We start from the raw sequence: 21,039 nt of genomic DNA, 5'->3' as shown, positions 1-21,039 counted from the left end.
ATCCCGAGGAGTCCCCGTGCCGAAATATCCCGAGAGCCATGATTCAGCGAAGTCCGCCGAGCTGTTCAGCACACCGGAACTGAACCGGGCGGTCTGGGACCGGGCCGCCGCCCGACTGCTCGCGAAGATGCTCGCCCAGTTCGCCTACGAGGAAGTCGTCGAGCCGGCCCGGCAGGCGGGCGGAGGCGACAGGTACACCCTCGGCCTCGACGACGGCGCAACCCTCGGCTTCAGCGCCCGGCGGGGCGTGTACGGGAGCTGGCACATCGCCCCGGACTCGATTCTGGAGACGCCCGGGAGCGCCCCCGGAACGGCGGCCGGGGCGGGGCCCGACGGCGAGCGGCCGGGCAGCCGGAACACCGGGGCCGTCCCCTTCCACGATCCCCTCCAGTTCCTCGTACGCGCCCGCCGGCTCCTGGACATCGACGGTGCGACCCTCGGCCACCTCATCCGTGAGATCACCACCACCCTCGCCGCCGACGCCCGGCTCGACCACACCGCGCTCCCCGCCGCCCGGCTGGCCGAGCTCGACTACGCCGAACTGGAAGGGCACCAGACCGGCCACCCCTGGCTCGTCGCCAACAAGGGCCGCCTCGGTTTCTCCGCCGCCGACGCCTCGCGCTACACCCCCGAGGCCCGCAAGCCCCTCACGCTGCCATGGATCGCGGTCTCCACGAGGATCGCCGGCTACCGCGGAGTGGCCCGCCTGGGCGTGCCGGAGCAGCTGTACGCACAGGAGCTCGACCCGTCGGTCCGTGACTCCTTCGCCGCCGTGCTCCGCGCCCGCGGCCTCGACCCCGCCGGTTACCTCTGTCTTCCCGTACACCCCTGGCAGTGGGACGAATGGATCGTTCCGGTCTTCGCCCCCGCCATCGCCGCCGGGGACATCGTGCCGCTGCACGCCGACGCGGACCTCAGGCTGCCGCAGCAGTCCATCCGCACCTTCAGCAACGTGGCCCGTCCCGAGCGGCACACCGTCAAACTGCCCCTGTCGATCCTCAACACCCTCGTCTGGCGGGGACTGCCGACCGAACGCACCCTCGCGGCCCCCGCCGTCACCGACTGGGTCCAGGGCCTGCGCGACCAGGACGCCTATCTGCGTGACACCTGCGGGGTCATCCTGCTCGGCGAGGTGGCCTCGGTGGCGGTCGAGCACCCGCTCTACGACCACCTTCCCGAGGCCCCGTACCAGTTCAAGGAGATCCTCGGCGCGATCTGGCGCGAACCCCTCCAGCCCCGGCTCGCGCCCGGCGAGCGGGCCCGGACCCTCGCCTCGCTGCTCCACACCGATCCGCAGGGCCGCGCCTTCACCGCCGAGCTCGTCGCCCGCTCCGGGCTGACGCCCACCGCCTGGCTGACCCGCCTCTTCGCCGCCCTGCTGCCGCCGCTGCTGCACTTCCTCTACCGGTACGGCACGGTGTTCTCCCCGCACGGCGAGAACGCCATCGTGGTCTTCGACGACCAGGACGTGCCGGTGCGCCTCGCGATCAAGGACTTCGTCGACGACGTGAACGTCAGCGCCCGGCCACTGCCGGAGCACGAGTCGATGCCCGAGGACGTACGCCGCGTCCTGCTCACCGAGGAACCCTCCTTCCTCACCCAGTTCATCCACGCCGGACTGTTCATCGGGGTGTTCCGCTTCCTCTCCCCGCTCTGCGAGGAACAGCTGGGGGTTCCGGAGGACGATTTCTGGTCACTCGTCCGCGCCGAGATCCTGCGCCACCACGCCCGCTTCCCCGAGCTCAAGGAGCGGTTCGAGATGTTCGACCTGCTGACCCCTCGCATCGCGCGCCTCTGTCTCAACCGCAACCGCCTGCACGTCGACGGATACCGGGACCGCCCCCAGCGCCCGCACGCGGCCATCCACGGGACCGTTCCCAATCCGCTCCACCCCTCCGCCGGAGTCCGGGAGTGACCGCTGTTGTCAGTGGGGCCCCGTACGCTGGTCGGGCTATGACGAAGCCATCCCTCCCCGAGCTCCTGCACGCCGCCGTGACCGCCGTCGGCGGGACGGAACGACCAGGCCAGGCCGCCATGGCCGGGGCCGTCGCCGAGGCCGTCGACGACCATTCCCATCTGCTCGTCCAGGCCGGCACCGGCACCGGCAAGTCGCTCGGTTACCTGGTGCCCGCGCTGGCCCACGGGGAGCGGGTGGTGGTGGCCACGGCAACGCTGGCGCTCCAGCGCCAGCTCGTGGAGCGCGACCTTCCGCGCACGGTCGACGCCCTGCATCCGCTGCTGCGCCGGCGCCCCCAGTTCGCCATGCTCAAGGGCCGGTCGAACTATCTCTGTCTGCACCGGCTCCACGAAGGAGTGCCGCAGGAAGAGGAGGAGGGGCTCTTCGACCAGTTCGAGGCGGCGGCCCCGTCGAGCAAGCTCGGCCAGGACCTGATCCGGCTCCGGGACTGGTCCGACGAGACCGAGTCCGGCGATCGCGACGACCTCACCCCCGGGGTCTCCGACCGCGCATGGGCCCAGGTCTCCGTCTCCTCCCGCGAGTGCGTGGGTGCCGGCAAGTGCGCGTACGGCGCGGAGTGCTTCGCCGAGCAGGCGCGTGAGCGGGCCAAGCTCGCCGATGTCGTCGTCACCAACCACGCACTCCTCGCCATCGACGCCATCGAGGGCGCCCCGGTGCTCCCGCAGCACGAGGTGCTGATCGTCGACGAGGCCCATGAGCTGGTCTCCCGGGTCACCGGGGTGGCCACCGGCGAGCTCACCCCCGGCCAGGTCAACCGCGCGGTGCGCCGCGCGGCGAAGCTGGTCAACGAGAAGGCCGCCGACGCGCTGCAGACCGCGTCGGAAGGGTTCGAGCGGGTGATGGAGCTGGCGCTTCCCGGCCGCCTGGAAGAGGTCCCCGAGGACCTCGGCTACGCGCTGCTGGCGCTCCGCGACGCCGCGCGCACCGTGATCTCGGCCCTGGGCGCCACGCGCGACAAGTCCGTCCAGGACGAGGACGTCGTCCGCAAGCAGGCTCTGGCATCGGTGGAGACGATCCACGGCGTGGCCGAGCGGATCGCCCAGGGCTCGGAGTACGACGTCGTCTGGTATGAGCGCCACGACCGTTTCGGCGCCTCCCTGAGGGTCGCACCGCTCTCCGTCTCGGGGCTGCTGCGCGAGAAGCTGTTCACCGAGCGGTCCGTCGTCCTGACCTCGGCCACGCTCAAGCTCGGCGGGGATTTCAACGGGGTGGGGGCCTCGCTCGGCCTGGCTCCCGAAGGCACCGCGGGCGACGACATGCCGCAGTGGAAGGGCCTCGACGTCGGCTCGCCGTTCGACTACCCGAAGCAGGGCATCCTGTACGTGGCCAGGCATCTGGCCACGCCGGGGCGGGACAGCTCCCGCACCGACATGCTGGACGAGCTCGCCGAGCTGGTGGAGGCGGCGGGCGGGCGCACGCTCGGGCTGTTCTCCTCCATGCGCGCGGCCCAGGCGGCCGCGGAGGAGCTGCGGGGCCGACTGGACAAGCCGATCCTGCTGCAGGGCGAGGAGACGCTGGGCGAGCTGATCAAGAATTTCGCCGCCGATCCCGAGACCTGCCTCTTCGGCACGCTGTCGCTCTGGCAGGGCGTCGATGTGCCGGGGGCCAGCTGCCAGCTGGTGGTCATGGACCGGATCCCGTTCCCACGCCCCGACGATCCGCTGATGAGCGCGCGCCAGAAGGCGGTCGAGGAGGCGGGCGGCAATGGCTTCATGGCCGTCGCGGCGACGCATGCCGCGCTGCTGATGGCCCAGGGCGCCGGCCGGCTCGTCCGGGCCATGGGCGACAAGGGCGTGGTGGCCGTGCTCGATCCGCGCCTGGCCAACGCCCGGTACGGCAGCTACCTGCGCGCCTCGCTGCCCGACTTCTGGTACACCACCGACCGCAATCAGGCGCGCCGCTCGCTCGCGGCGATCGACGCGGCGGCCAAGGCGGACGGCGCGTAGTCGGCCCCGGGCGGTCGGCGGCATGGCAGGACCCCGGGATCGGCGCAGTGGATCCCGGGGCCCGGTCGGAAGCGGCGGGCTTCACACCCGCCGCAGTACCGCCACCACCTTGCCGAGGATCGTCGCCTCGTCGCCGGGGATCGGCTGGTACGCGGAGTTGTGCGGGAGCAGCCAGACATGGCCGTCCTCCCGCTTGAAGCGCTTGACGGTGGCCTCGCCATCCAGCATGGCCGCCACGATGTCGCCGTTCTCCGCGACGGGCTGGCGGCGTACGGTCACCCAGTCGCCGTCGCAGATGGCCGCCTCGATCATCGAGTCACCGACGACCTTGAGAACGAACAGCTCGCCGTCACCGACGAGCTGGCGGGGGAGAGGGAAGACGTCCTCGACGGATTCCTCGGCGAGGATCGGGCCACCGGCGGCGATCCGGCCGACCAACGGCACGTACGACGCCGCGGGCTTGCCGGTCGTATCGGTGGGCTGTGAGCTGGGCTGGTCCGAACCGCGGACCTCGTACGCCCGCGGGCGGTGGGGGTCGCGGCGAAGGAAGCCCTTCCGCTCCAGAGCCATCAGCTGATGGGCGACGGAGGACGTGCTGGACAGGCCCACGGCCTGACCGATCTCCCGCATCGAGGGCGGGTATCCACGCCGCTGCACGGAATCCCGGATCACCTCGATCACGCGCCGCTGCCGGTCCGTGAGCCCCGAGCTGTCCGCCCGGATACCAGGAGGTCGGCCGGGCAATGAGCGCGCTGGGCGCGCGGGCTCTGGCCCCTCCAAGTTCGTGACTGAGTCATTCATGGCATGCACCGGCTCGAATCGGCTCTGGGAGCGGTCCTGGGCAGTGATGGTGGCACTGTCTGCGGTGGTGGTCACGTCGGCCCCTCTCGAATGGTCTCCCTAGCTGGACAACGGTAGTAGCTTTCGAAAGGTTGCGCCAAACACACGTTCGAGTGAAAAACGAATAAAAGTCTGCCGCGTTTTCTCTGCCGGGTGTATGTGCGATGACCGAGTGGCCGGGAAACCGGCTGCGGGCCGACCCGCGATCCGGGCTTTCACGGTAGCGGCCGACGGGGCGCCGCCGCCATGCGGGGTGGCCGCCGGGTCGTTGTCCGGGTCCGACAAGGAGAGCCCCGCGATCCTGGCGGCCGCGTCGTTCCCGTAACCTCGTGGGCGGCCGTACGCTGCCTGCCGGTCGCTCGTGACGCGCGACACGCGGTAGGGCCGAATGCGCGGCCAAACCCAAGATCTAGTGGTTGGATTGTTCCAGCCGCCCAGAAGTTGTGGTCCCCGGTCCGCCGAGGGTGTGGCCATCGCCTATGCTTGTGACAGCTTCGCAGGGCCCCGACGGGCCCTGGAGAGGCTATTCAGTCGTGCTGTGAAGGAGGGTTGGGAGCCATGCACTGCCCCTTCTGCAGGCACCCCGACAGCCGGGTCGTCGACAGTCGCACCACCGACGACGGCACGTCGATCCGGCGTCGCCGCCAGTGCCCCGACTGTTCCCGCCGTTTCACGACGGTGGAGACCTGTTCGCTGATGGTGGTGAAGCGCAGCGGTGTGACCGAACCCTTCAGCCGTACCAAGGTCATCTCCGGCGTGCGCAAGGCATGCCAGGGCCGGCCGGTCACCGAGGACGCCCTCGCCAAGCTCGGCCAGCGGGTCGAGGAGGCGGTGCGCGCCACCGGCAGTGCCGAGCTGACCACTCATGACGTGGGCCTGGCCATCCTCGGCCCCCTGCAGGAACTCGACCTCGTCGCGTACCTGCGCTTCGCGTCCGTGTACCGGGCGTTCGACACACTCGAAGACTTCGAGGCCGCCATCGCGGAACTCCGCGAGCGGTGGCCTTCGGTGGAGGAACGCGGGAAGGGCGAGACCGTCGAGGTCCCCGTTCCCGCCGTCGCCGCCGACTGAGCGGCGCCGGCCGGTCGACACGGTTCCGTGGATCGACGGCAGGGCGGCTTCATAGACCTGCTCCGGGCGCTCTGCGTGGCGTCCGAGGCATCAGAGACAGACTGTGCCCCGGGAAGTTCTGGGCACTTCAGGGTGTTTTTGCCCACATATGGGAGGCGGCATGACAGAGACGGCGAGCGGCCCGGCACGAGGTTCCCGAGCCAAGGGAGCCAAGTCGAGCAAGGGTCTGCGTATCGAGCGCATCCACACCACCCCCGGCGTACATCCGTACGACGAGGTGGCGTGGGAGCGCCGTGACGTCGTCATGACCAACTGGCGCGACGGCTCGATCAACTTCGAGCAGCGTGGCGTCGAGTTCCCCGACTTCTGGTCGGTGAACGCGGTCAACATCGTCACCAGCAAGTACTTCCGCGGGGCCGTCGGCACCCCGCAGCGCGAGACCGGTCTGCGCCAGCTCATCGACCGGATCGTGAAGACGTACCGCAAGGCCGGTGAGGACAACGGCTACTTCGCCTCTCCCGCGGACGCCGAGATCTTCGAGCACGAGCTGGCCCACGCCCTCCTGCACCAGATCTTCAGCTTCAACTCGCCGGTCTGGTTCAACGTCGGAACGCCCCAGCCGCAGCAGGTCTCGGCCTGCTTCATCCTGTCCGTCGACGACTCCATGGAGTCGATCCTCGACTGGTACAAGGAAGAGGGCATGATCTTCAAGGGCGGCTCCGGAGCCGGCCTGAACCTCTCCCGTATCCGCTCCTCCAAGGAGCTGCTGTCCTCCGGCGGCAACGCCTCCGGCCCGGTCTCCTTCATGCGTGGTGCCGACGCCTCCGCCGGAACGATCAAGTCCGGTGGCGCCACCCGGCGCGCGGCCAAGATGGTCATCCTCGACGTCGACCACCCCGACATCGAGAACTTCATCGAGACCAAGGTGAAGGAGGAGGAGAAGATCCGCGCCCTGCGCGACGCGGGCTTCGACATGGACCTGGGCGGCGACGACATCACGTCCGTCCAGTACCAGAACGCCAACAACTCGGTCCGGGTGAACGACGAGTTCATGAAGGCCGTCGAGTCCGGCGGCAAGTTCGGGCTGCGGGCCCGCATGACCGGCGACGTCATCGAAGAGGTCGAGGCCAAGTCCCTCTTCCGCAAGATGGCCGAGGCCGCCTGGGCCTGCGCCGACCCGGGTATCCAGTACGACGACACCATCAACGCCTGGCACACCTGCCCGGAGTCCGGCCGGATCAACGGCTCGAACCCGTGCTCCGAGTACATGCACCTGGACAACACCTCGTGCAACCTCGCCTCGCTGAACCTGATGAAGTTCCTCAAGGACGACGGCAAGGGCAACCAGTCCTTCGAGTCCGAGCGCTTCTCCAAGGTCGTCGAGCTGGTCATCACCGCGATGGACATCTCCATCTGCTTCGCCGACTTCCCGACCCAGAAGATCGGCGAGAACACCCGCGCCTTCCGCCAGCTCGGTATCGGGTACGCCAACCTCGGCGCCCTGCTGATGGCGACCGGCCACGCCTACGACAGCGACGGCGGCCGCGCCCTCGCCGGTGCCATCACCTCGCTGATGACCGGTACCTCGTACAAGCGCTCCGCCGAGCTCGCCGCGGTCGTCGGCCCGTACGACGGCTACGCTCGCAACGCCGAGCCGCACCAGCGCGTCATGAAGCAGCACGCCGACGCCAACGCCGCGGCCGTCCACATGGACGACCTGGACAACCCGATCTGGGCCGCCGCGACGGAGGCCTGGCAGGACGTCATCCGCCTCGGTGCGAAGAGCGGTTTCCGCAACGCGCAGGCCTCGGTCATCGCGCCCACCGGCACCATCGGTCTCGCGATGTCCTGCGACACCACCGGTCTCGAGCCCGACCTCGCCCTGGTCAAGTTCAAGAAGCTGGTCGGCGGCGGCTCGATGCAGATCGTCAACGGCACCGTCCCGCAGGCCCTGCGCCGCCTGGGCTACCAGGAGGAGCAGATCGAGGCGGTCGTCGCCCACATCGCCGAGCACGGCAATGTGATCGACGCCCCCGGCCTGAAGACCGAGCACTACGAGGTCTTCGACTGCGCGATGGGCGAGCGTTCCATCTCCGCGATGGGTCACGTGCGCATGATGGCCGCGATCCAGCCGTGGATCTCCGGCGCGCTCTCCAAGACGGTGAACCTGCCGGAGACGGCCACCGTCGAGGACGTCGAAGAGGTCTACTTCGAGGCGTGGAAGATGGGCGTCAAGGCGCTCGCGATCTACCGCGACAACTGCAAGGTCGGCCAGCCCCTCTCCGCGAAGACCAAGGAGAAGGAGAAGGAGGCGGTCACCGCCAAGGCCGAGGAGACCATCCGTACCGCGGTCGAGAAGGTCGTCGAGTACCGCCCGGTCCGCAAGCGTCTGCCCAAGGGCCGTCCCGGCATCACCACCTCCTTCACGGTGGGCGGAGCCGAGGGCTACATGACCGCCAACTCCTACCCGGACGACGGTCTCGGCGAGGTCTTCCTGAAGATGTCCAAGCAGGGCTCCACCCTCGCGGGCATGATGGACGCCTTCTCCATCGCCGTCTCGGTCGGTCTGCAGTACGGCGTCCCGCTGGAGACGTACGTCTCGAAGTTCACCAACATGCGCTTCGAGCCGGCCGGCATGACGGACGACCCGGACGTGCGGATGGCGCAGTCGATCGTCGACTACATCTTCCGCCGCCTCGCGCTGGACTTCCTGCCCTTCGAGACCCGCTCGGCGCTCGGCATCCACTCGGCCGAGGAGCGTCAGCGCCACCTCGACACGGGTTCGTACGAGCCCTCCCTCGAGGACGAGGAGCTGGACATCGAGAGCCTCGCCCAGTCCGCCCCGGTGCGGACGGAGCCGCTGAAGGCGGTGGCCGCGGTTCAGGAGGCGGAGCAGCCCGCCCCGAAGACCGCGCACACCTCGGCGGAGCTCGTCGAGATGCAGCTGGGCATCAGCGCGGACGCGCCGCTCTGCTTCTCCTGCGGTACGAAGATGCAGCGCGCCGGATCCTGCTACATCTGCGAGGGCTGCGGCTCGACCAGCGGTTGCAGCTGACCGGCCGGCCGGCCGCCCGACGGCTCGGGACGCGTCGTTCCACGTGATCCGTCCGGGTGGCTGAACCGCAGCTCAAGAAGGGCGCCGACTTCCGGTCGGCGCCCTTCGCCGTGATGCGCTCCCGGGCCGGCGAGCGGTGGTCACCGTGGTGTGGCACCATCTCGCAGATGACGAGCAGACCCGATGAGGCGCAGCGCCTGCGCGACCTTGCGCGGTTGCGCCGTGTCCGTGACCGGATCGACCGGGAGTTCGCGCAACCGCTGGACGTCGAGGCGCTCGCCCGTGGCGTGCACATGTCGGCGGGGCACCTGAGCCGCGCGTTCCGGCAGGCGTACGGCGAGTCGCCGTACGGATATCTGATGACACGGCGCATCGAGCGGGCGATGGCACTGCTGCGGCGCGGCGATCTCAGCGTCACCGAGGTCTGTTTCACGGTCGGCTGCTCGTCGCTGGGCACCTTCAGCACGCGTTTCACCGAGCTGGTGGGCATGCCGCCCAGCGTCTACCGGCGGGAGGCGACGCGTGCGACGGTGGGGATGCCGTCCTGCGTGGCGAAGCAGGTCACCAGACCGATCAGGAATCGAGAAGCGCGGTCCGCGGGCCGCGATCTAGCGTGACGTCCATGGACATCACGATTCACTCCAGCTTCCTTCCGCACGAGGACCCGGACGCCTCCGTGGCCTTCTACCGCGACATCCTGGGCTTCGAGATCCGCAAGGACGTAGGGTTCGGCGGGATGCGCTGGATCACGGTCGGTCCCGCCGGTCAGCCCGGCACATCCGTCGTCCTGCATCCGCCGGCCGCGGATCCGGGCGTCACGGAGGAGGAGCGGCGCACCATCGCCGAGATGATGGCCAAGGGCACCTACGCCATCATCACCCTGGCCACCGCCGATCTCGACGCCACCTTCGACCGGCTCCAGGCCGGCGGTGCCGAGGTCGTCCAGGAGCCGGCCGAGCAGCCGTACGGGATCCGCGACTGCGCCTTCCGTGATCCCGCCGGAAATCTCGTCCGCATCAACGAGGTGCGCTGAACCGTCCGGCGATCGCGGCCACGCGCCGCGCGGACGACGCAGAACCGGGCGTACCGCTCGACGCCCAGGACGCCGAGCCAGGCGACGCAGACGGAGACCGCGAGGCGGCTCCGCCCGACAGATGGAGAAACGATGAGCATGGCCAAGAGGACGGACACGCAGTCGCCTGCGCCGCACGCCGCCGACAGCCACGACCTGATCCGCGTGCACGGCGCGCGCGTGAACAACCTCAAGGATGTCAGCATCGAGATCCCGAAGCGCCGGCTGACGGTGTTCACCGGAGTCTCCGGTTCGGGCAAGAGCTCACTGGTGTTCGGCACCATCGCCGCCGAGTCGCAGCGGCTGATCAACGAGACGTACAGCGCCTTCGTACAGGGCTTCATGCCGACCCTCGCGCGGCCCGAGGTCGATGTGCTCGACGGGCTGACGACCGTGATCACCGTCGACCAGCAGCGACTCGGCGCCGATCCCCGCTCCACGGTCGGCACCGCCACCGACGCCAACGCGATGCTGCGCATCCTCTTCAGCCGGCTCGGCAAGCCGCACATCGGCTCGCCCCAGGCCTTCTCCTTCAACGTCGCCTCGGTCCAGGCGAGCGGTGCGTTCAAGGTCGACCGCGGCGCCGACCGCACCAGGACCGTCAAGCGGACCTTCACCCGCACCGGCGGCATGTGCACCCGCTGCGAAGGCCGCGGCACGGTCTCCGACATCGACCTCACCCAGCTCTACGACGACTCCAAGTCGATCGCCGAGGGTGCGTTCACCATTCCCGGCTGGAAGTCGGACAGCTTCTGGACCGTGCGGGTCTACGCCGAGTCGGGCCTCCTCGACCCGGACAAGCCGATCCGCAGGTTCACCAAGAAGGAGATGCAGGACTTCCTCTACCGGGAGCCGACCAAGGTGAAGGTCGAGGGCGTCAACCTCACCTACGAGGGACTGATCCCCAAGATCCAGAAGTCCTTCCTGTCCAAGGACAAGGAGGCGTTGCAGCCGCACATCCGGGAATTCGTGGAGCGGGCGGTCACCTTCACCACGTGCCCCGAGTGCGACGGCAGCCGGCTCAGCGCGGAGGCCCGCTCGTCGAAGATCAGGAAGCTGAGCATCGCCGATGCCTGCGCGATGCAGATCAACGACCTGGCGGAGTGGGTGCGCGGCCTCGACGACCCGTCGGTGGCCCCGCTGCTCGCGGCGCTCCGGCGGACCCTCGACTCGTTCGTGGAGATCGGCCTCGGCTACCTCTCGCTCGACCGGCCGTCGGGCACGCTGTCGGGCGGCGAGGCGCAGCGCGTGAAGATGATCCGCCACCTCGGCTCCTCGCTCACCGATGTCACCTATGTCTTCGACGAGCCCACCATCGGTCTGCACCCCCATGACATCCAGCGGATGAACGACCTGCTGCTGCGGCTGCGGGACAAGGGAAACACGGTGCTCGTGGTGGAGCACAAGCCGCAGACGATCGCCATCGCCGACCATGTCGTCGACCTCGGTCCCGGCGCGGGCACGGGGGGCGGCACCGTCTGCTTCGAGGGCACCGTCGAGGGGCTGCGGGCCGGCGACACCATCACCGGCCGTCATCTCGGCGACCGGACCGTCGTCAAGGAGGCGGTCCGTGAGCCCACCGGGACGCTGGAGATCCGTGGCGCGACGGCACACAACCTCCAGGGCGTCGACGTCGACATTCCGCTCGGCGTGCTGACCGTCGTCACCGGCGTCGCGGGCTCCGGCAAGAGCTCGCTCGTGCACGGGTCGATCCCGGCGGGCGCGGACGTGGTCTCGGTCGACCAGGGGGCCATCCGCGGTTCGCGGCGCAGCAACCCGGCGACGTACACCGGACTGCTCGACCCGATCCGCAAGGCGTTCGCGAAGGCCAACGGTGTGAAGCCGGCGCTGTTCAGCTCCAACTCCGAGGGCGCCTGCCCGACCTGCAACGGCGCCGGGGTCATCTACACCGACCTGGCGATGATGGCGGGCGTCGCCACCACCTGCGAGGAGTGCGAGGGCAAGCGGTTCGAGGCATCGGTGCTCGACTACCGCCTCGGCGGCCGCGACATCAGCGAGGTGCTCGCGATGTCGGTGACCGGGGCGGAGGAGTTCTTCGGCGCCGGCGAGGCGCGCACGCCGGCCGCGCACAGGATCCTGGAGCGGCTCGCCGATGTCGGGCTCGGCTACCTCAGCCTCGGCCAGCCGCTCACCACGCTGTCCGGTGGCGAGCGGCAGCGGCTGAAGCTGGCGACCCACATGGCCGAGAAGGGCGGGGTGTACGTCCTGGACGAGCCGACCACCGGCCTCCACCTCGCCGACGTCGAGCAGCTCCTCGGCCTGCTCGACCGGCTCGTCGACTCCGGCAAGTCGGTCATCGTCGTCGAGCACCATCAGGCGGTCATGGCGCACGCCGACTGGATCATCGACCTGGGGCCCGGCGCGGGTCACGACGGCGGCCGGATCGTCTTCGAGGGCACCCCCGCCGACCTCGTCGCCGCCCACTCCACCCTCACCGGCGAGCACCTCGCGCAGTACGCCGGGGCCTGACCGGAGGGCCTCGCGCGGGCGCACGACACGACCGCGCGGGGCCCTGGAGGCCACGCTCCCGCGATGCCTCCACGGGACCGTGCCCAGCGACGTGTCAGGCGCCGGACGCGCGGCTTCCCATCGTCGCGGCGAACGATTCGGGGTCGCCGTCGAAGCCCCGGACCGTGCCGTGGAACTCCCAGGACCCGGAGGCGCTCCGGACGAACTCGGCCACGGTCGCCGCGGTGGCCGCGCCGACGGCGGAGAAGTCGTCCTCCGCCAGATTCGTGTAGCCCTCCCGGACCTGGACACCGGTGTTCGGTATCTCGCCGAACGTCTTGTGGCCGTCGCGCTGCTGGATGGCGACCCCGACGACGACCCGGCTGTACGTGTCCGACAACCGCTCCAGTTCCAGCGTCATCACCTCGTCGAAGCCGAACCCCTGGCCGGTCCTGCTGTCGCGGTTGAGGATGATGGTGCCGTCCGGCGAGCGGCTGTCGAAGTGCACCAGGTACGCGGGGCTGCCGTACGGCGCTTCGGCGAGGTAGGTCGCCGCGATGATGTCGAGGTCGTGGGCTGGTGCGCCCGAAGGGCTGGGGTCCCACTTGAGTCTGACCTCGACCTTGTCGATGTCCTTGTTGGGCGTGCTCATCGGAGATGCCTCCCTGGCTGTCCGCTGGGCCGTCGGGCCGTTCACATCACCCGATCATGTCCGTAACCGACCGTGGAGCCAACCGGCTTGGTTCCCGGCGATGGAATCGGGCCATCGACGGCCCGTGCCCGCGTGGCCGCTCCGGATCAGTGCGGTATGCGCCGTGGCGGTCGCTGCCGGATCTCGTCCCGGAAGACCTCGATGGCGCTGCTGACCTGACGGATGAGCTGGGTGTCCTCGATACGGTCGAGATAGAGGCAGTTGCGGGCCACTCCCTCCAGCTCGAAGGCGAAGCAGAGCGTCATCAGCGGGTTGATGAACAGCTCGCTGCCACGGGTGCGTGAGGTGAACTGCACGTCCCCGAATGCTCCTTGGACGGCGGCGGCGATCGACCCGTTCACGATGCTGGGGTGGTCGGGCGTGTGGTGCCGGGCGTGTGCCACGGCATCGACGAAGAGCGCGCCCTCACGGCTCGCACGGGACACGGAGAACGCGCCGAGACAGGAACCGTCGCGTTCGAGCGCGGCGATGTTCTCCAGTACGAGGCCGTGGCTCACCCCGTGGTACGCGTCGATGCCGAAACCGATGGAGACGACGAGGCGTTCCGGCACGTCGATCGCCGCGAGCGCGGCGACACTGGTGAGGTCCTCCTCCGGTGTGCCGAGGCCGGACTCGTCACCGCGCATCAGGATGTCCGTACCGCCGTCGACCAGGACGACCGCGTCGATGTCGTACTTCCCGATCAGTTCCCGGTAGGCGGCACGCAGTGGTTGCACGCCCACTCGGGAGAAGGCGTGGACCGTGCTCGGATAGCCGTGCAGGCCGAGCCACTGGGCGAGCGTCCGCTCCGGAAAGTACGCCTGGTGGAGGGAGGTTTCGGGGGTGATCGCGGCGACGTCCGGCGCGATCCAGGAATCGAGGGGCAGCCCTTCGAGAGCGCTGAACGACAGATTGGCGAGCTGTACCTGCTTGCCCTGGTGGAGCAAGGAGAGCGCGATGGGCAGTCCGGCGTAGATGTCGAATCCGTCGCCGGCCCCTGCGACGAGGACACGTTCCGCGGATTCGAGCCGGGCGAACAGGGGGTTGGTGTGCAACGGGGCCATGGAGATCATTCTGCGTTACAGGACGGTCGGTTCGGGACTACTCCGTCCGGGCGTGACCGCTGCCACGCCCGGCACCGTACGATGGCGCGGTGCTGGTCAAGTGGATTCGTTGCACCGTGGTGGACCGTCGAGGTTTTGAACGGGGGCAGCGGAAGTGGGCGGGGCTGCTCGGCGAGCCCGGATTCAGGGGCCAGGGCGGCGGGTGGAGCCGGGGGCGTCCCGATGTGGCGCACATCTTCGCCTTCTGGGAGAACCGTGTCTTCTACGACTCGTTCATGGCGCGTGCGCACGAGGGCCTGGCCGCCGCCCAGTCCGGCACGTACAGCGGCATCCAGGTCAAACTCTTCGAGCACCGCTTCGATGTGAAGACCGGCTTCGAGCCGCGCTTCACCGACGCGGATGTCGTCCGGGTGGCGCACAGCAAGGTGCGCGAGGACCGGGTGGAGCACTTCGCGTTGATGCAGGAGAGGGTGTGGAATCCGGCGATGGCCGGCTCGCCCGGCATGCTGCGCGGGGTGTTCGGGGAGGCGCCGGGGCAGGAGTTCCTCGTGCTGTCGATGTGGCAGTCGAGCGCCGAGCGCGGCAAGTACCGGGCGGGGAGCATCGAGCGGCTGTCGCAACGGGCGCAGCTCGAGGACGACGTGGCGGAGCTGGCAGGGGACGTCGTACAGCTGGAGCCGTCGTGGACGGTGTGACCGGCGCGGCCGGAGCGATGAAGCGAGGGCGCTCCGGGCGGTTCATCAGGCGGATGCGGCAGGGGAGTTGAAGGATCCGGCGCGGGCCGCTGCCAGAGCCGCGTCGGCGGACCGGTCGGCCAGCGTCCCGTCCACGGGCTCGCGGGTGATGAAGAGTCTGAGGAACAGCGGCGCGACCACGGCCCTGACCAGTGCCGCCGCGTCCGTGCGCCGGTCCAGCTCGCGCCGGGAGACGGCGCGCGCCACGATGGCCTCGCAGCGGGCGAACCGCTCCGTGTAGAAGGCGTTCAGCGCCTCTGCGGCACGCTCGGACTGGAAGGCCGCGGCGATGAACGCGGTCGGCGCGGCCGCTGCGGCGGGGTCCTCGAAGGCGGCGGCCGTCGTCCGAGCCAGGGCGCGCAGATCTCCCTCCAGGCTTCCGGTGTCGGGCGGGGCCCAGCTGTCCTCCCCGGCCAGGTCCAGGGCGTCCACGAGGAGCCCTTCGAGGTTTCCCCAGCGGCGGTAGAGGGTCGTCTTGTGGATGCCGGAGTGCTCCGCGACGTACTCGACGGTGAGGCCCGGGTAGCCGTGCTCCACCAGGCCGGTGAGGACGGCGTCACGGACGGCCGCCCGGGTGCGGGCGGTCCTGCCGCCCGGACGGCTGGTGCCGGGGGCGGCCGGGGGCGCCGGCGGATCGGGCTCCGATGAGGATCTCTGCTCAGTCAATTGCTACTCCTGTTGCGTTAGTGGGTCCAGTCTGCCACACTCGCTCTAATGCGACAATGATTGCGTTAGCCCGGAGGTGCCCTTGCCCACACAGATCTCTCTTCGCGGCGTGACCATGACCCGTGGCGACAGACTGTTGCTCGACGATGTCTCGCTGACCGTGCGCCCGGGTGAACGGATCGGCGTCGTCGGGGAGAACGGCGCGGGGAAGACGACTCTGCTCCGGCTCCTCGCGGGGCTCGAACAGCCCGATTCCGGGAGCGTGTTCACGGCCGCGGAGCGCGGCATCGGCCTGCTGTCCCAGACGCCCCGGCTGCCGCCCGGCAGTACGGTCCAGGACGCGGTCGATGACGCGCTCGCGGAACTGCGCGCCGTGGAGCGGAAGTTGCGCGAGATCGAGGCGGACCTCGGTGCGGCCGACGATGCCGCGCTCGCCGCCTACGGAGACCTGCTCACGGAGTTCGAGTCGCGCGGGGGATACGAGGCGGACGCACGCGTCGACAGGGCGATGCACGGCCTCGGCCTCGGACACATGGGACCGGACAGGAAACTGGGCAGTCTCTCCGGCGGCGAGCAGGCGAGGCTGGGTCTCGCCTGCCTGATCGCGGCGTGTCCGGAAGTGATGCTGCTCGACGAGCCCACCAACCACCTGGACGGAGCCGCGCTCGACTGGCTGGAGAGCACACTGCGGTCCCACCCCGGCACAGTGGTCGCCGTGTCCCACGACCGGATCTTCCTGGAGCAGGTCGCCACCGCGGTGCTGGAGGTCGACGCCGACCGGCGGACGGTCGTGCGCTACGGCGGAGGGTACGGGGGATTCCGTGCCGAGCAGCGCGCCGCACGGCAGCGCTGGGAACAGACCTACGCCCAGTGGTGCGAGGAAACCGCGCGACTGGAGGAGTACGCGGCTACCACCGCCCATGGCGTCGCCGTCGGCCGCGCCATCAAGGACAACAACAAGATGGCGTACGACCGGGCGGCGGGCCGGGTCCAGGCCTCGGTGTCCGGCCGCGTCCGCGACGCGCACAGGCGCCTGGAGCGGCTCAGGTCGCAGCCCGTCCCCAGACCCCCGGACCCGCTGCGTTTCGCCGCCCGGCCCACGGCCGGCGCAGCCGGGGGAGAGCTGGTCTCCCTGACGGACGTACGGGTCGGCGACCGACTCGCGGTCCACCGGCTCTCCGTGGCGGCGGCCGGGAGACTGCTGATCCACGGAGGCAACGGAGCGGGGAAGTCCACCCTGCTCCGGGTGATGGCGGGCGTGCTCGAACCGGATGAGGGCCGTGTGGTCCGGCGGGGCGGGACCGGCTACCTCGCGCAGGAGATCCCGGTGCACCGCCCGGCGGAGTCCGTGCTCACCACCTTCGGCCGAGGGCTGCCGCTCACCGATGACGAGCAGGCGGAACTGCTGCTCTCGTACGGGCTCTTCCGCCCCCGGGACCTGCGGGTGCCGGTCGGGTCGCTCTCTGCAGGACAGCGCAGGCGGCTCGCCCTCGCCCGCCTCCTGGCCCGGCCCGTTGATCTGCTGCTGCTCGACGAGCCGGCGAACCACCTGGCCCTCGGACTCGTACAGGAACTGGAGGAAGCGCTGGCCCACTGGCCGGGCGCCCTGGTCGTGGTCTCGCACGACCGGCTGCTGCGCCGCCGCTTCACCGGCGACATCCGACGGATGGAGTCCGGCCGGCTCCTCGAATGAGCCGCAGTCGTTCGAGAGGCCCTAAGGGCTGTCCCGTAATCCCCGGCGGGCGTGCGACGACAGCCACGGCACCTCGCCGCGTTGCCGGAACGCCCGAATACGTCCAGCATTCGGGCGTCCCTCCGCCTCGCGATGCACCGCGTCCGACGCCGCAGGCTGATCCACCAGGGACTACGGGACAGCCCTTAGGGTCGGTACATGGCACGACCGCAACGCATTGTCCTAGTCAGGCACGGGGAGTCCGAGGGAAACGCCGACGACACGGTGTACGAGCGCGAACCGGACCATGCGCTGAGACTCACCGCGGCGGGGCTGAGGCAGGCCAGGGAGACGGGAGTGCGGCTGCGCGCGCTGTTCGACGGCGAGCGGGTCAGCGTGTACATCTCGCCCTACCGGCGCACCCACGAGACCTTCCGGTCCCTCGGTCTGGACCTTCGACGGGTACGGGTACGGGAGGAGCCGCGCCTGCGCGAGCAGGACTGGGGAAACTGGCAGGACCGCGACGACGTACGGCTGCAGAAGGCCTACCGGGACGCGTACGGCCACTTCTTCTACCGCTTCGCCCAGGGGGAGTCCGGAGCCGATGTGTACGACAGGGTGGGGGCCTTTCTGGAGAGCCTGCACCGGAGCTTCGAGGACCCTGACCATCCGCCGAACGTTCTGCTGGTCACACACGGACTGACCATGCGTTTGTTCTGCATGCGCTGGTTCCACTGGTCGGTCGCCGAGTTCGAGTCACTGTCCAATCCGGGCAACGGAGAGACCCGGACGCTGGTACTCGGCGAGGACGGGCGCTACACCCTTGACCGGCCGTTCGAGCGCTGGCGCACCCCTGAGCCGTACGGCATCACCGGATAGAGTGGAGAGGCGATGACAACCGCTGACTCTGCCTCCGGCCAACGTTTCGAACGTGCCCTTGCCAGCCTGCGCGGGCTCTCCGTGGGAGACGCACTGGGCTCCCAGTTCTTTGTGCCCGTCAACTATCCGCTGCTGAAGCAACGCGAGCTTCCACCAGGTTCCTGGCAGTGGACGGACGACACCGAGATGGCGTGTTCGGTGCTGGCCGTGCTGGTGGAGCACGAGCGGATCGACCAGGACGCGCTCGCCCATTCCTTCGCCGGCCACCACGACTTCGACCGGGGATACGGCCCCGCCGTGAACCGGCTGCTCAGACTGGTCCGGGAAGGCGGTGACTGGCGGGAGCTGGCGTCCGCGCTCTTCAACGGCCAGGGCTCCTGGGGCAACGGTTCGGCGATGCGCATCGCCCCGCTCGGCGCCTGGTACGCGGACGACCCGGAGCAGGCCACGCACCAGGCCGAGATCTCCTCATACACCACGCACCAGCATCGCGAGGCGGTCGTGGGCGCGATGGCCGTCGCGGCGGCTGCCGCACTCGCGGCGGCGCCGGCCGGGCCGCCCTCCCCCGCGGAGCTGCTGGACGGCGTCGTCGCGCTCGTACCGCGCAGCGCCGTCGGCGCCGGACTGCGACGGGCACGCGACATGCTCGACTACGGCGACGCCGGCACGGTCGCGGCGGTCCTCGGCAACGGCCGGCGTACCAGTGCACACGACACCGTTCCGTTCGCCCTCTGGTCGGCGGCGCGGAGCCTCGGCGATTTCGAGCAGGCATTCTGGGTGACCGCCCAGGCCGGCGGGGACGTCGACACGACCTGCGCGATCGCCGGCGGGATCGTCGCGGCGAGCCGTGCGGGCGCGCCGCCGGCCGACTGGACGGCACGGACGGAGGAGCTGCCGGACTGGCTCCCGCGGTAGGGCGGGCGCCACGGAGCGCCTGCCAGGGGCCGCCCGACTGTCACGGTACTGCCACAGCTCCTCCGCGCACGGCCCGGACCGGCGAGCGGAAGCTACTCTTTCGGCCACGCCGCCGCCGATGATCATCCGGACGGGCGTGCGCCGAAATCGAGACGCCGGGGTGCCCCAGCCGCTGCCCTGTGGGCGGTGTGCGCGGCCCTCGGTGGGGGAGGGGTCCCATGTCCGATCACACGTCAGAAACGCCCCGGCCGGCCGACGCTCCCGAGCCGTCCGAGCAGCCCGAGCCATCGGGGCAGGCCGGAACGCCCGGGCAGCGCGCACTGCCGAAGACGCCGACGCCGGAGCCCGGGGGCACCGTTCCCGAGCCGCCGGAAGTGCCGGGATACGCGCGACACGGTGGTCACCAGCAGCCGGCCGACCCCTGGCGGAAGAACAGCCCCCAGGCCACCGCACTGTCGACGCTCCGCCCGGCCACGCCGGCCGCGGTCCCCGGCGCGACGCTCTGCTGCGTCATTGTCACAGCGATCCTGAGCGGCCTGTTGCTGGGCGACGGCCTCGGCCTGAACGCGCTGATCGTCGCGGTCCCCGCGGCGCTCGGGGCCTTCTTCGCCGCGCGGACCACCGGTCGCCGCCTGCGTCCGTGGACGGGCGTCTGGGCAGTCGGCGGACTGGCACTCCTCGCCGTCCCGGCCCTTCGGGACGCCGGATGGCCCGTCTTCCTGGCCGTCGTGTCGGCGGTCGCGCTGGGCTCGCTCGCCCTGCACGGCAGCCGCAGCTGGCTCGGGGTGTTTTTGGGGTCACTGGGTCTGTTCAGCGCCGTCGCCGACGGTCTCGCCTGGGGCGGACGGGGCGTGCGCGCGCGGATGTCGGGCTCCCGCGGCCGGCTGGGCGGCGTTCTCCGCAGCGCCGCGGTGGCGGTCGTCCTGCTGATCGTGTTCGGGGCGCTGTTCGCGAGCGCCGACGCCGCCTTCGCCGACGTGCTCGGCAGTCTGATGCCCGATGTGTCGGTCAGCGGCAGCCCGTGGCGATTCCTCCTCTTCCTGACCGGCCTGGTCGGCGCGCTCGCCGCCGCGTACGCGGCAGCCGCTCCGGTGCGCTGGGACGGCATCACCGTCCGCAGGGGAAAGCCCCGCGGGCGACTGGAGTGGGCCCTCCCGCTCGTCGTGCTGAACCTGCTGTTCGCCGTGTTCATCGCCGTCCAGCTCACCGTGCTGCTCGGTGGGTACGACAAGGTGATGGCCGAGACCGATCTCAGCTACTCCGCATACGCCCGGCAGGGCTTCTGGCAGCTTCTCTGGGCCACACTCCTCACGCTGCTGGTGATCGCGCTCGCGCTGCGCTGGGCCCCCCGCGGGCGGGGGAGCGACCGCACTCTCGTCCGGACCGTGCTCGGCGTGCTGTGCCTGCTCACCCTGATCGTCGTGGCCTCCGCGCTGAGGCGGATGGACCTCTACGTCGACGCGTACGGTCTGACGCGGCTACGGATATCGGTGGCCGCGGTGGAACTCTGGCTGGGTGTGGTGCTCGTCCTGATCATGGCTGCCGGGGTGTTCGGTGCCCGGCTGCTGCCGCGTGCCGTGGCCGCGAGCGCGGCGGTCGGCGTCCTCGCGTTCGGACTCGCCTCGCCCGACGGTCTGATCGCGGAGCAGAACGTGCAGCGTTACCGCGCCGACCACTCGATCGACATCGACTACCTCCGGGGCCTCTCCGCCGACGCGGTACCGGCCCTGGACACGCTGCCCGAGCCCCTGCGCTCCTGCGCCCTCAGGGACATCGAGCGCTCGCTGCGCTCCGACGACGCCCCCTGGTACGCCACCAGCTGGGGCGAGGCGCGGGCCCGGGACATTCTGCGGAAACGGAGTCCGCGGGACGCGGAGCAGTCCTGTGCCCGAACGACGCGCAGGGGTGTCGAAGGCGGCGATCGCGACGGTGGCGTGAGCGATCCCTACGACCCGTACTGACCGGTCCGTGCCGCGCGCGTGCGGGA

The 21,039-nt window shown here is 70.2% G+C and carries 16 protein-coding genes; 12 read left to right on the top strand and 4 right to left on the bottom strand.

The annotated features are described in order from the left end of the window. Positions 1 to 16: 16 nt before the first annotated feature. A complete protein-coding gene (locus AB0D53_RS32055; protein ID WP_362452650.1) occupies positions 17 to 1,915 on the top strand; it encodes an IucA/IucC family siderophore biosynthesis protein in 1,899 nt (632 codons plus the stop codon). Between the two features lie 38 nt (positions 1,916 to 1,953). Then, positions 1,954 to 3,924, top strand: a complete 1,971-nt coding sequence (locus AB0D53_RS32050) for an ATP-dependent DNA helicase (RefSeq protein ID WP_362452649.1) — start codon at positions 1,954 to 1,956, stop codon at positions 3,922 to 3,924. Positions 3,925 to 4,005: 81 nt separating this feature from the next. Here the strand turns inward: AB0D53_RS32050 and lexA are convergent, their stop codons facing one another. Next, positions 4,006 to 4,800, bottom strand: a complete 795-nt coding sequence (lexA, locus tag AB0D53_RS32045) for a transcriptional repressor LexA (protein ID WP_362452647.1) — start codon at positions 4,798 to 4,800, stop codon at positions 4,006 to 4,008. Between the two features lie 522 nt (positions 4,801 to 5,322). On the opposite strand from lexA, the gene nrdR reads away from it, so the two are divergent. The 5 genes from nrdR to AB0D53_RS32020 all read left to right on the top strand — a co-directional run bounded on the left by nrdR (position 5,323) and on the right by AB0D53_RS32020 (position 12,452). Next, on the top strand, positions 5,323 to 5,835 hold the full coding sequence (gene nrdR / locus AB0D53_RS32040; RefSeq protein WP_362452646.1) for a transcriptional regulator NrdR: 513 nt from the start codon (positions 5,323 to 5,325) through the stop codon (positions 5,833 to 5,835). A 160-nt stretch (positions 5,836 to 5,995) separates the two neighbouring features. Further along, positions 5,996 to 8,890 (top strand): vitamin B12-dependent ribonucleotide reductase, encoded by a 2,895-nt coding sequence (locus AB0D53_RS32035; RefSeq protein ID WP_362452644.1) that lies wholly within the window; start codon positions 5,996 to 5,998, stop codon positions 8,888 to 8,890. 167 nt (positions 8,891 to 9,057) lie between these two features. Continuing rightward, on the top strand, positions 9,058 to 9,507 hold the full coding sequence (locus AB0D53_RS32030) for a helix-turn-helix transcriptional regulator (RefSeq protein WP_362452643.1): 450 nt from the start codon (positions 9,058 to 9,060) through the stop codon (positions 9,505 to 9,507). Positions 9,508 to 9,512: 5 nt separating this feature from the next. Further along, positions 9,513 to 9,923, top strand: a complete 411-nt coding sequence (locus AB0D53_RS32025) for a VOC family protein (protein WP_362452641.1) — start codon at positions 9,513 to 9,515, stop codon at positions 9,921 to 9,923. Between the two features lie 132 nt (positions 9,924 to 10,055). Further along, complete coding sequence (locus AB0D53_RS32020) at positions 10,056 to 12,452, top strand: excinuclease ABC subunit UvrA (protein WP_362452640.1); 2,397 nt, start codon at positions 10,056 to 10,058, stop codon at positions 12,450 to 12,452. 94 nt (positions 12,453 to 12,546) lie between these two features. On the opposite strand, the gene AB0D53_RS32015 is transcribed toward AB0D53_RS32020, so the two are convergent. Together AB0D53_RS32015 and AB0D53_RS32010 are read right to left on the bottom strand one after the other, a co-directional pair. Further along, on the bottom strand, positions 12,547 to 13,083 hold the full coding sequence (locus AB0D53_RS32015; protein ID WP_362452639.1) for a TerD family protein: 537 nt from the start codon (positions 13,081 to 13,083) through the stop codon (positions 12,547 to 12,549). Between the two features lie 146 nt (positions 13,084 to 13,229). Further along, complete coding sequence (locus AB0D53_RS32010; RefSeq protein ID WP_362452638.1) at positions 13,230 to 14,186, bottom strand: DUF1152 domain-containing protein; 957 nt, start codon at positions 14,184 to 14,186, stop codon at positions 13,230 to 13,232. Between the two features lie 89 nt (positions 14,187 to 14,275). On the opposite strand from AB0D53_RS32010, the gene AB0D53_RS32005 reads away from it, so the two are divergent. Beyond that, positions 14,276 to 14,881 (top strand): YdbC family protein, encoded by a 606-nt coding sequence (locus AB0D53_RS32005; RefSeq protein WP_362452637.1) that lies wholly within the window; start codon positions 14,276 to 14,278, stop codon positions 14,879 to 14,881. A gap of 45 nt (positions 14,882 to 14,926) precedes the next feature. Here AB0D53_RS32005 and AB0D53_RS32000 read toward each other — a convergent pair whose 3' ends face one another. Next, positions 14,927 to 15,586 carry a TetR/AcrR family transcriptional regulator gene (locus tag AB0D53_RS32000; protein WP_362452636.1) on the bottom strand — a complete coding sequence of 220 codons (660 nt, stop codon included), beginning with the start codon at positions 15,584 to 15,586 and terminating at the stop codon, positions 14,927 to 14,929. 82 nt (positions 15,587 to 15,668) lie between these two features. Here AB0D53_RS32000 and AB0D53_RS31995 point away from each other — a divergent pair, with 82 nt between their 5' ends. The 4 genes from AB0D53_RS31995 (at position 15,669) to AB0D53_RS31980 (ending at position 21,013) form a co-directional block, all read left to right on the top strand. Continuing rightward, positions 15,669 to 17,279, top strand: coding sequence for an ABC-F family ATP-binding cassette domain-containing protein (locus AB0D53_RS31995; protein ID WP_362452635.1), 1,611 nt, complete (start codon positions 15,669 to 15,671; stop codon positions 17,277 to 17,279). A 198-nt stretch (positions 17,280 to 17,477) separates the two neighbouring features. Continuing rightward, positions 17,478 to 18,137, top strand: a complete 660-nt coding sequence (locus AB0D53_RS31990) for a histidine phosphatase family protein (RefSeq protein ID WP_362452634.1) — start codon at positions 17,478 to 17,480, stop codon at positions 18,135 to 18,137. 12 nt (positions 18,138 to 18,149) lie between these two features. Beyond that, the gene (locus AB0D53_RS31985) at positions 18,150 to 19,052 is read left to right on the top strand and encodes an ADP-ribosylglycohydrolase family protein (protein WP_362452633.1); all 903 of its coding nucleotides are present in this window, start codon (positions 18,150 to 18,152) and stop codon (positions 19,050 to 19,052) included. Between the two features lie 218 nt (positions 19,053 to 19,270). Next, a complete protein-coding gene (locus AB0D53_RS31980) occupies positions 19,271 to 21,013 on the top strand; it encodes a DUF4153 domain-containing protein (protein ID WP_362452632.1) in 1,743 nt (580 codons plus the stop codon). The last annotated feature ends 26 nt before the right edge of the window (positions 21,014 to 21,039 follow it).

Source organism: Streptomyces sp. NPDC048295 (assembly GCF_040652135.1).
Classification (GTDB): Bacteria; Actinomycetota; Actinomycetes; order Streptomycetales; family Streptomycetaceae; genus Streptomyces.
This window is presented reverse-complemented; position numbering and strand designations above follow the sequence as displayed.

What these genes read in the sequence shown, in the direction of transcription:
- AB0D53_RS32050 (WP_362452649.1), top strand. Translation starts at nt 1,954, where the DNA reads ATGACGAAGCCATCCCTCCCCGAGCTCCTGCACGCCGCCGTGACCGCC.
- nrdR (WP_362452646.1), top strand. Translation starts at nt 5,323, where the DNA reads ATGCACTGCCCCTTCTGCAGGCACCCCGACAGCCGGGTCGTCGACAGT.
- AB0D53_RS32035 (WP_362452644.1), top strand. Translation starts at nt 5,996, where the DNA reads ATGACAGAGACGGCGAGCGGCCCGGCACGAGGTTCCCGAGCCAAGGGA.
- AB0D53_RS32030 (WP_362452643.1), top strand. Translation starts at nt 9,058, where the DNA reads ATGACGAGCAGACCCGATGAGGCGCAGCGCCTGCGCGACCTTGCGCGG.
- AB0D53_RS32025 (WP_362452641.1), top strand. Translation starts at nt 9,513, where the DNA reads ATGGACATCACGATTCACTCCAGCTTCCTTCCGCACGAGGACCCGGAC.
- AB0D53_RS32020 (WP_362452640.1), top strand. Translation starts at nt 10,056, where the DNA reads ATGAGCATGGCCAAGAGGACGGACACGCAGTCGCCTGCGCCGCACGCC.
- AB0D53_RS32015 (WP_362452639.1), bottom strand. Translation starts at nt 13,083, where the DNA reads ATGAGCACGCCCAACAAGGACATCGACAAGGTCGAGGTCAGACTCAAG.
- AB0D53_RS32010 (WP_362452638.1), bottom strand. Translation starts at nt 14,186, where the DNA reads ATGGCCCCGTTGCACACCAACCCCCTGTTCGCCCGGCTCGAATCCGCG.
- AB0D53_RS31990 (WP_362452634.1), top strand. Translation starts at nt 17,478, where the DNA reads ATGGCACGACCGCAACGCATTGTCCTAGTCAGGCACGGGGAGTCCGAG.
- AB0D53_RS31985 (WP_362452633.1), top strand. Translation starts at nt 18,150, where the DNA reads ATGACAACCGCTGACTCTGCCTCCGGCCAACGTTTCGAACGTGCCCTT.
- AB0D53_RS31980 (WP_362452632.1), top strand. Translation starts at nt 19,271, where the DNA reads ATGTCCGATCACACGTCAGAAACGCCCCGGCCGGCCGACGCTCCCGAG.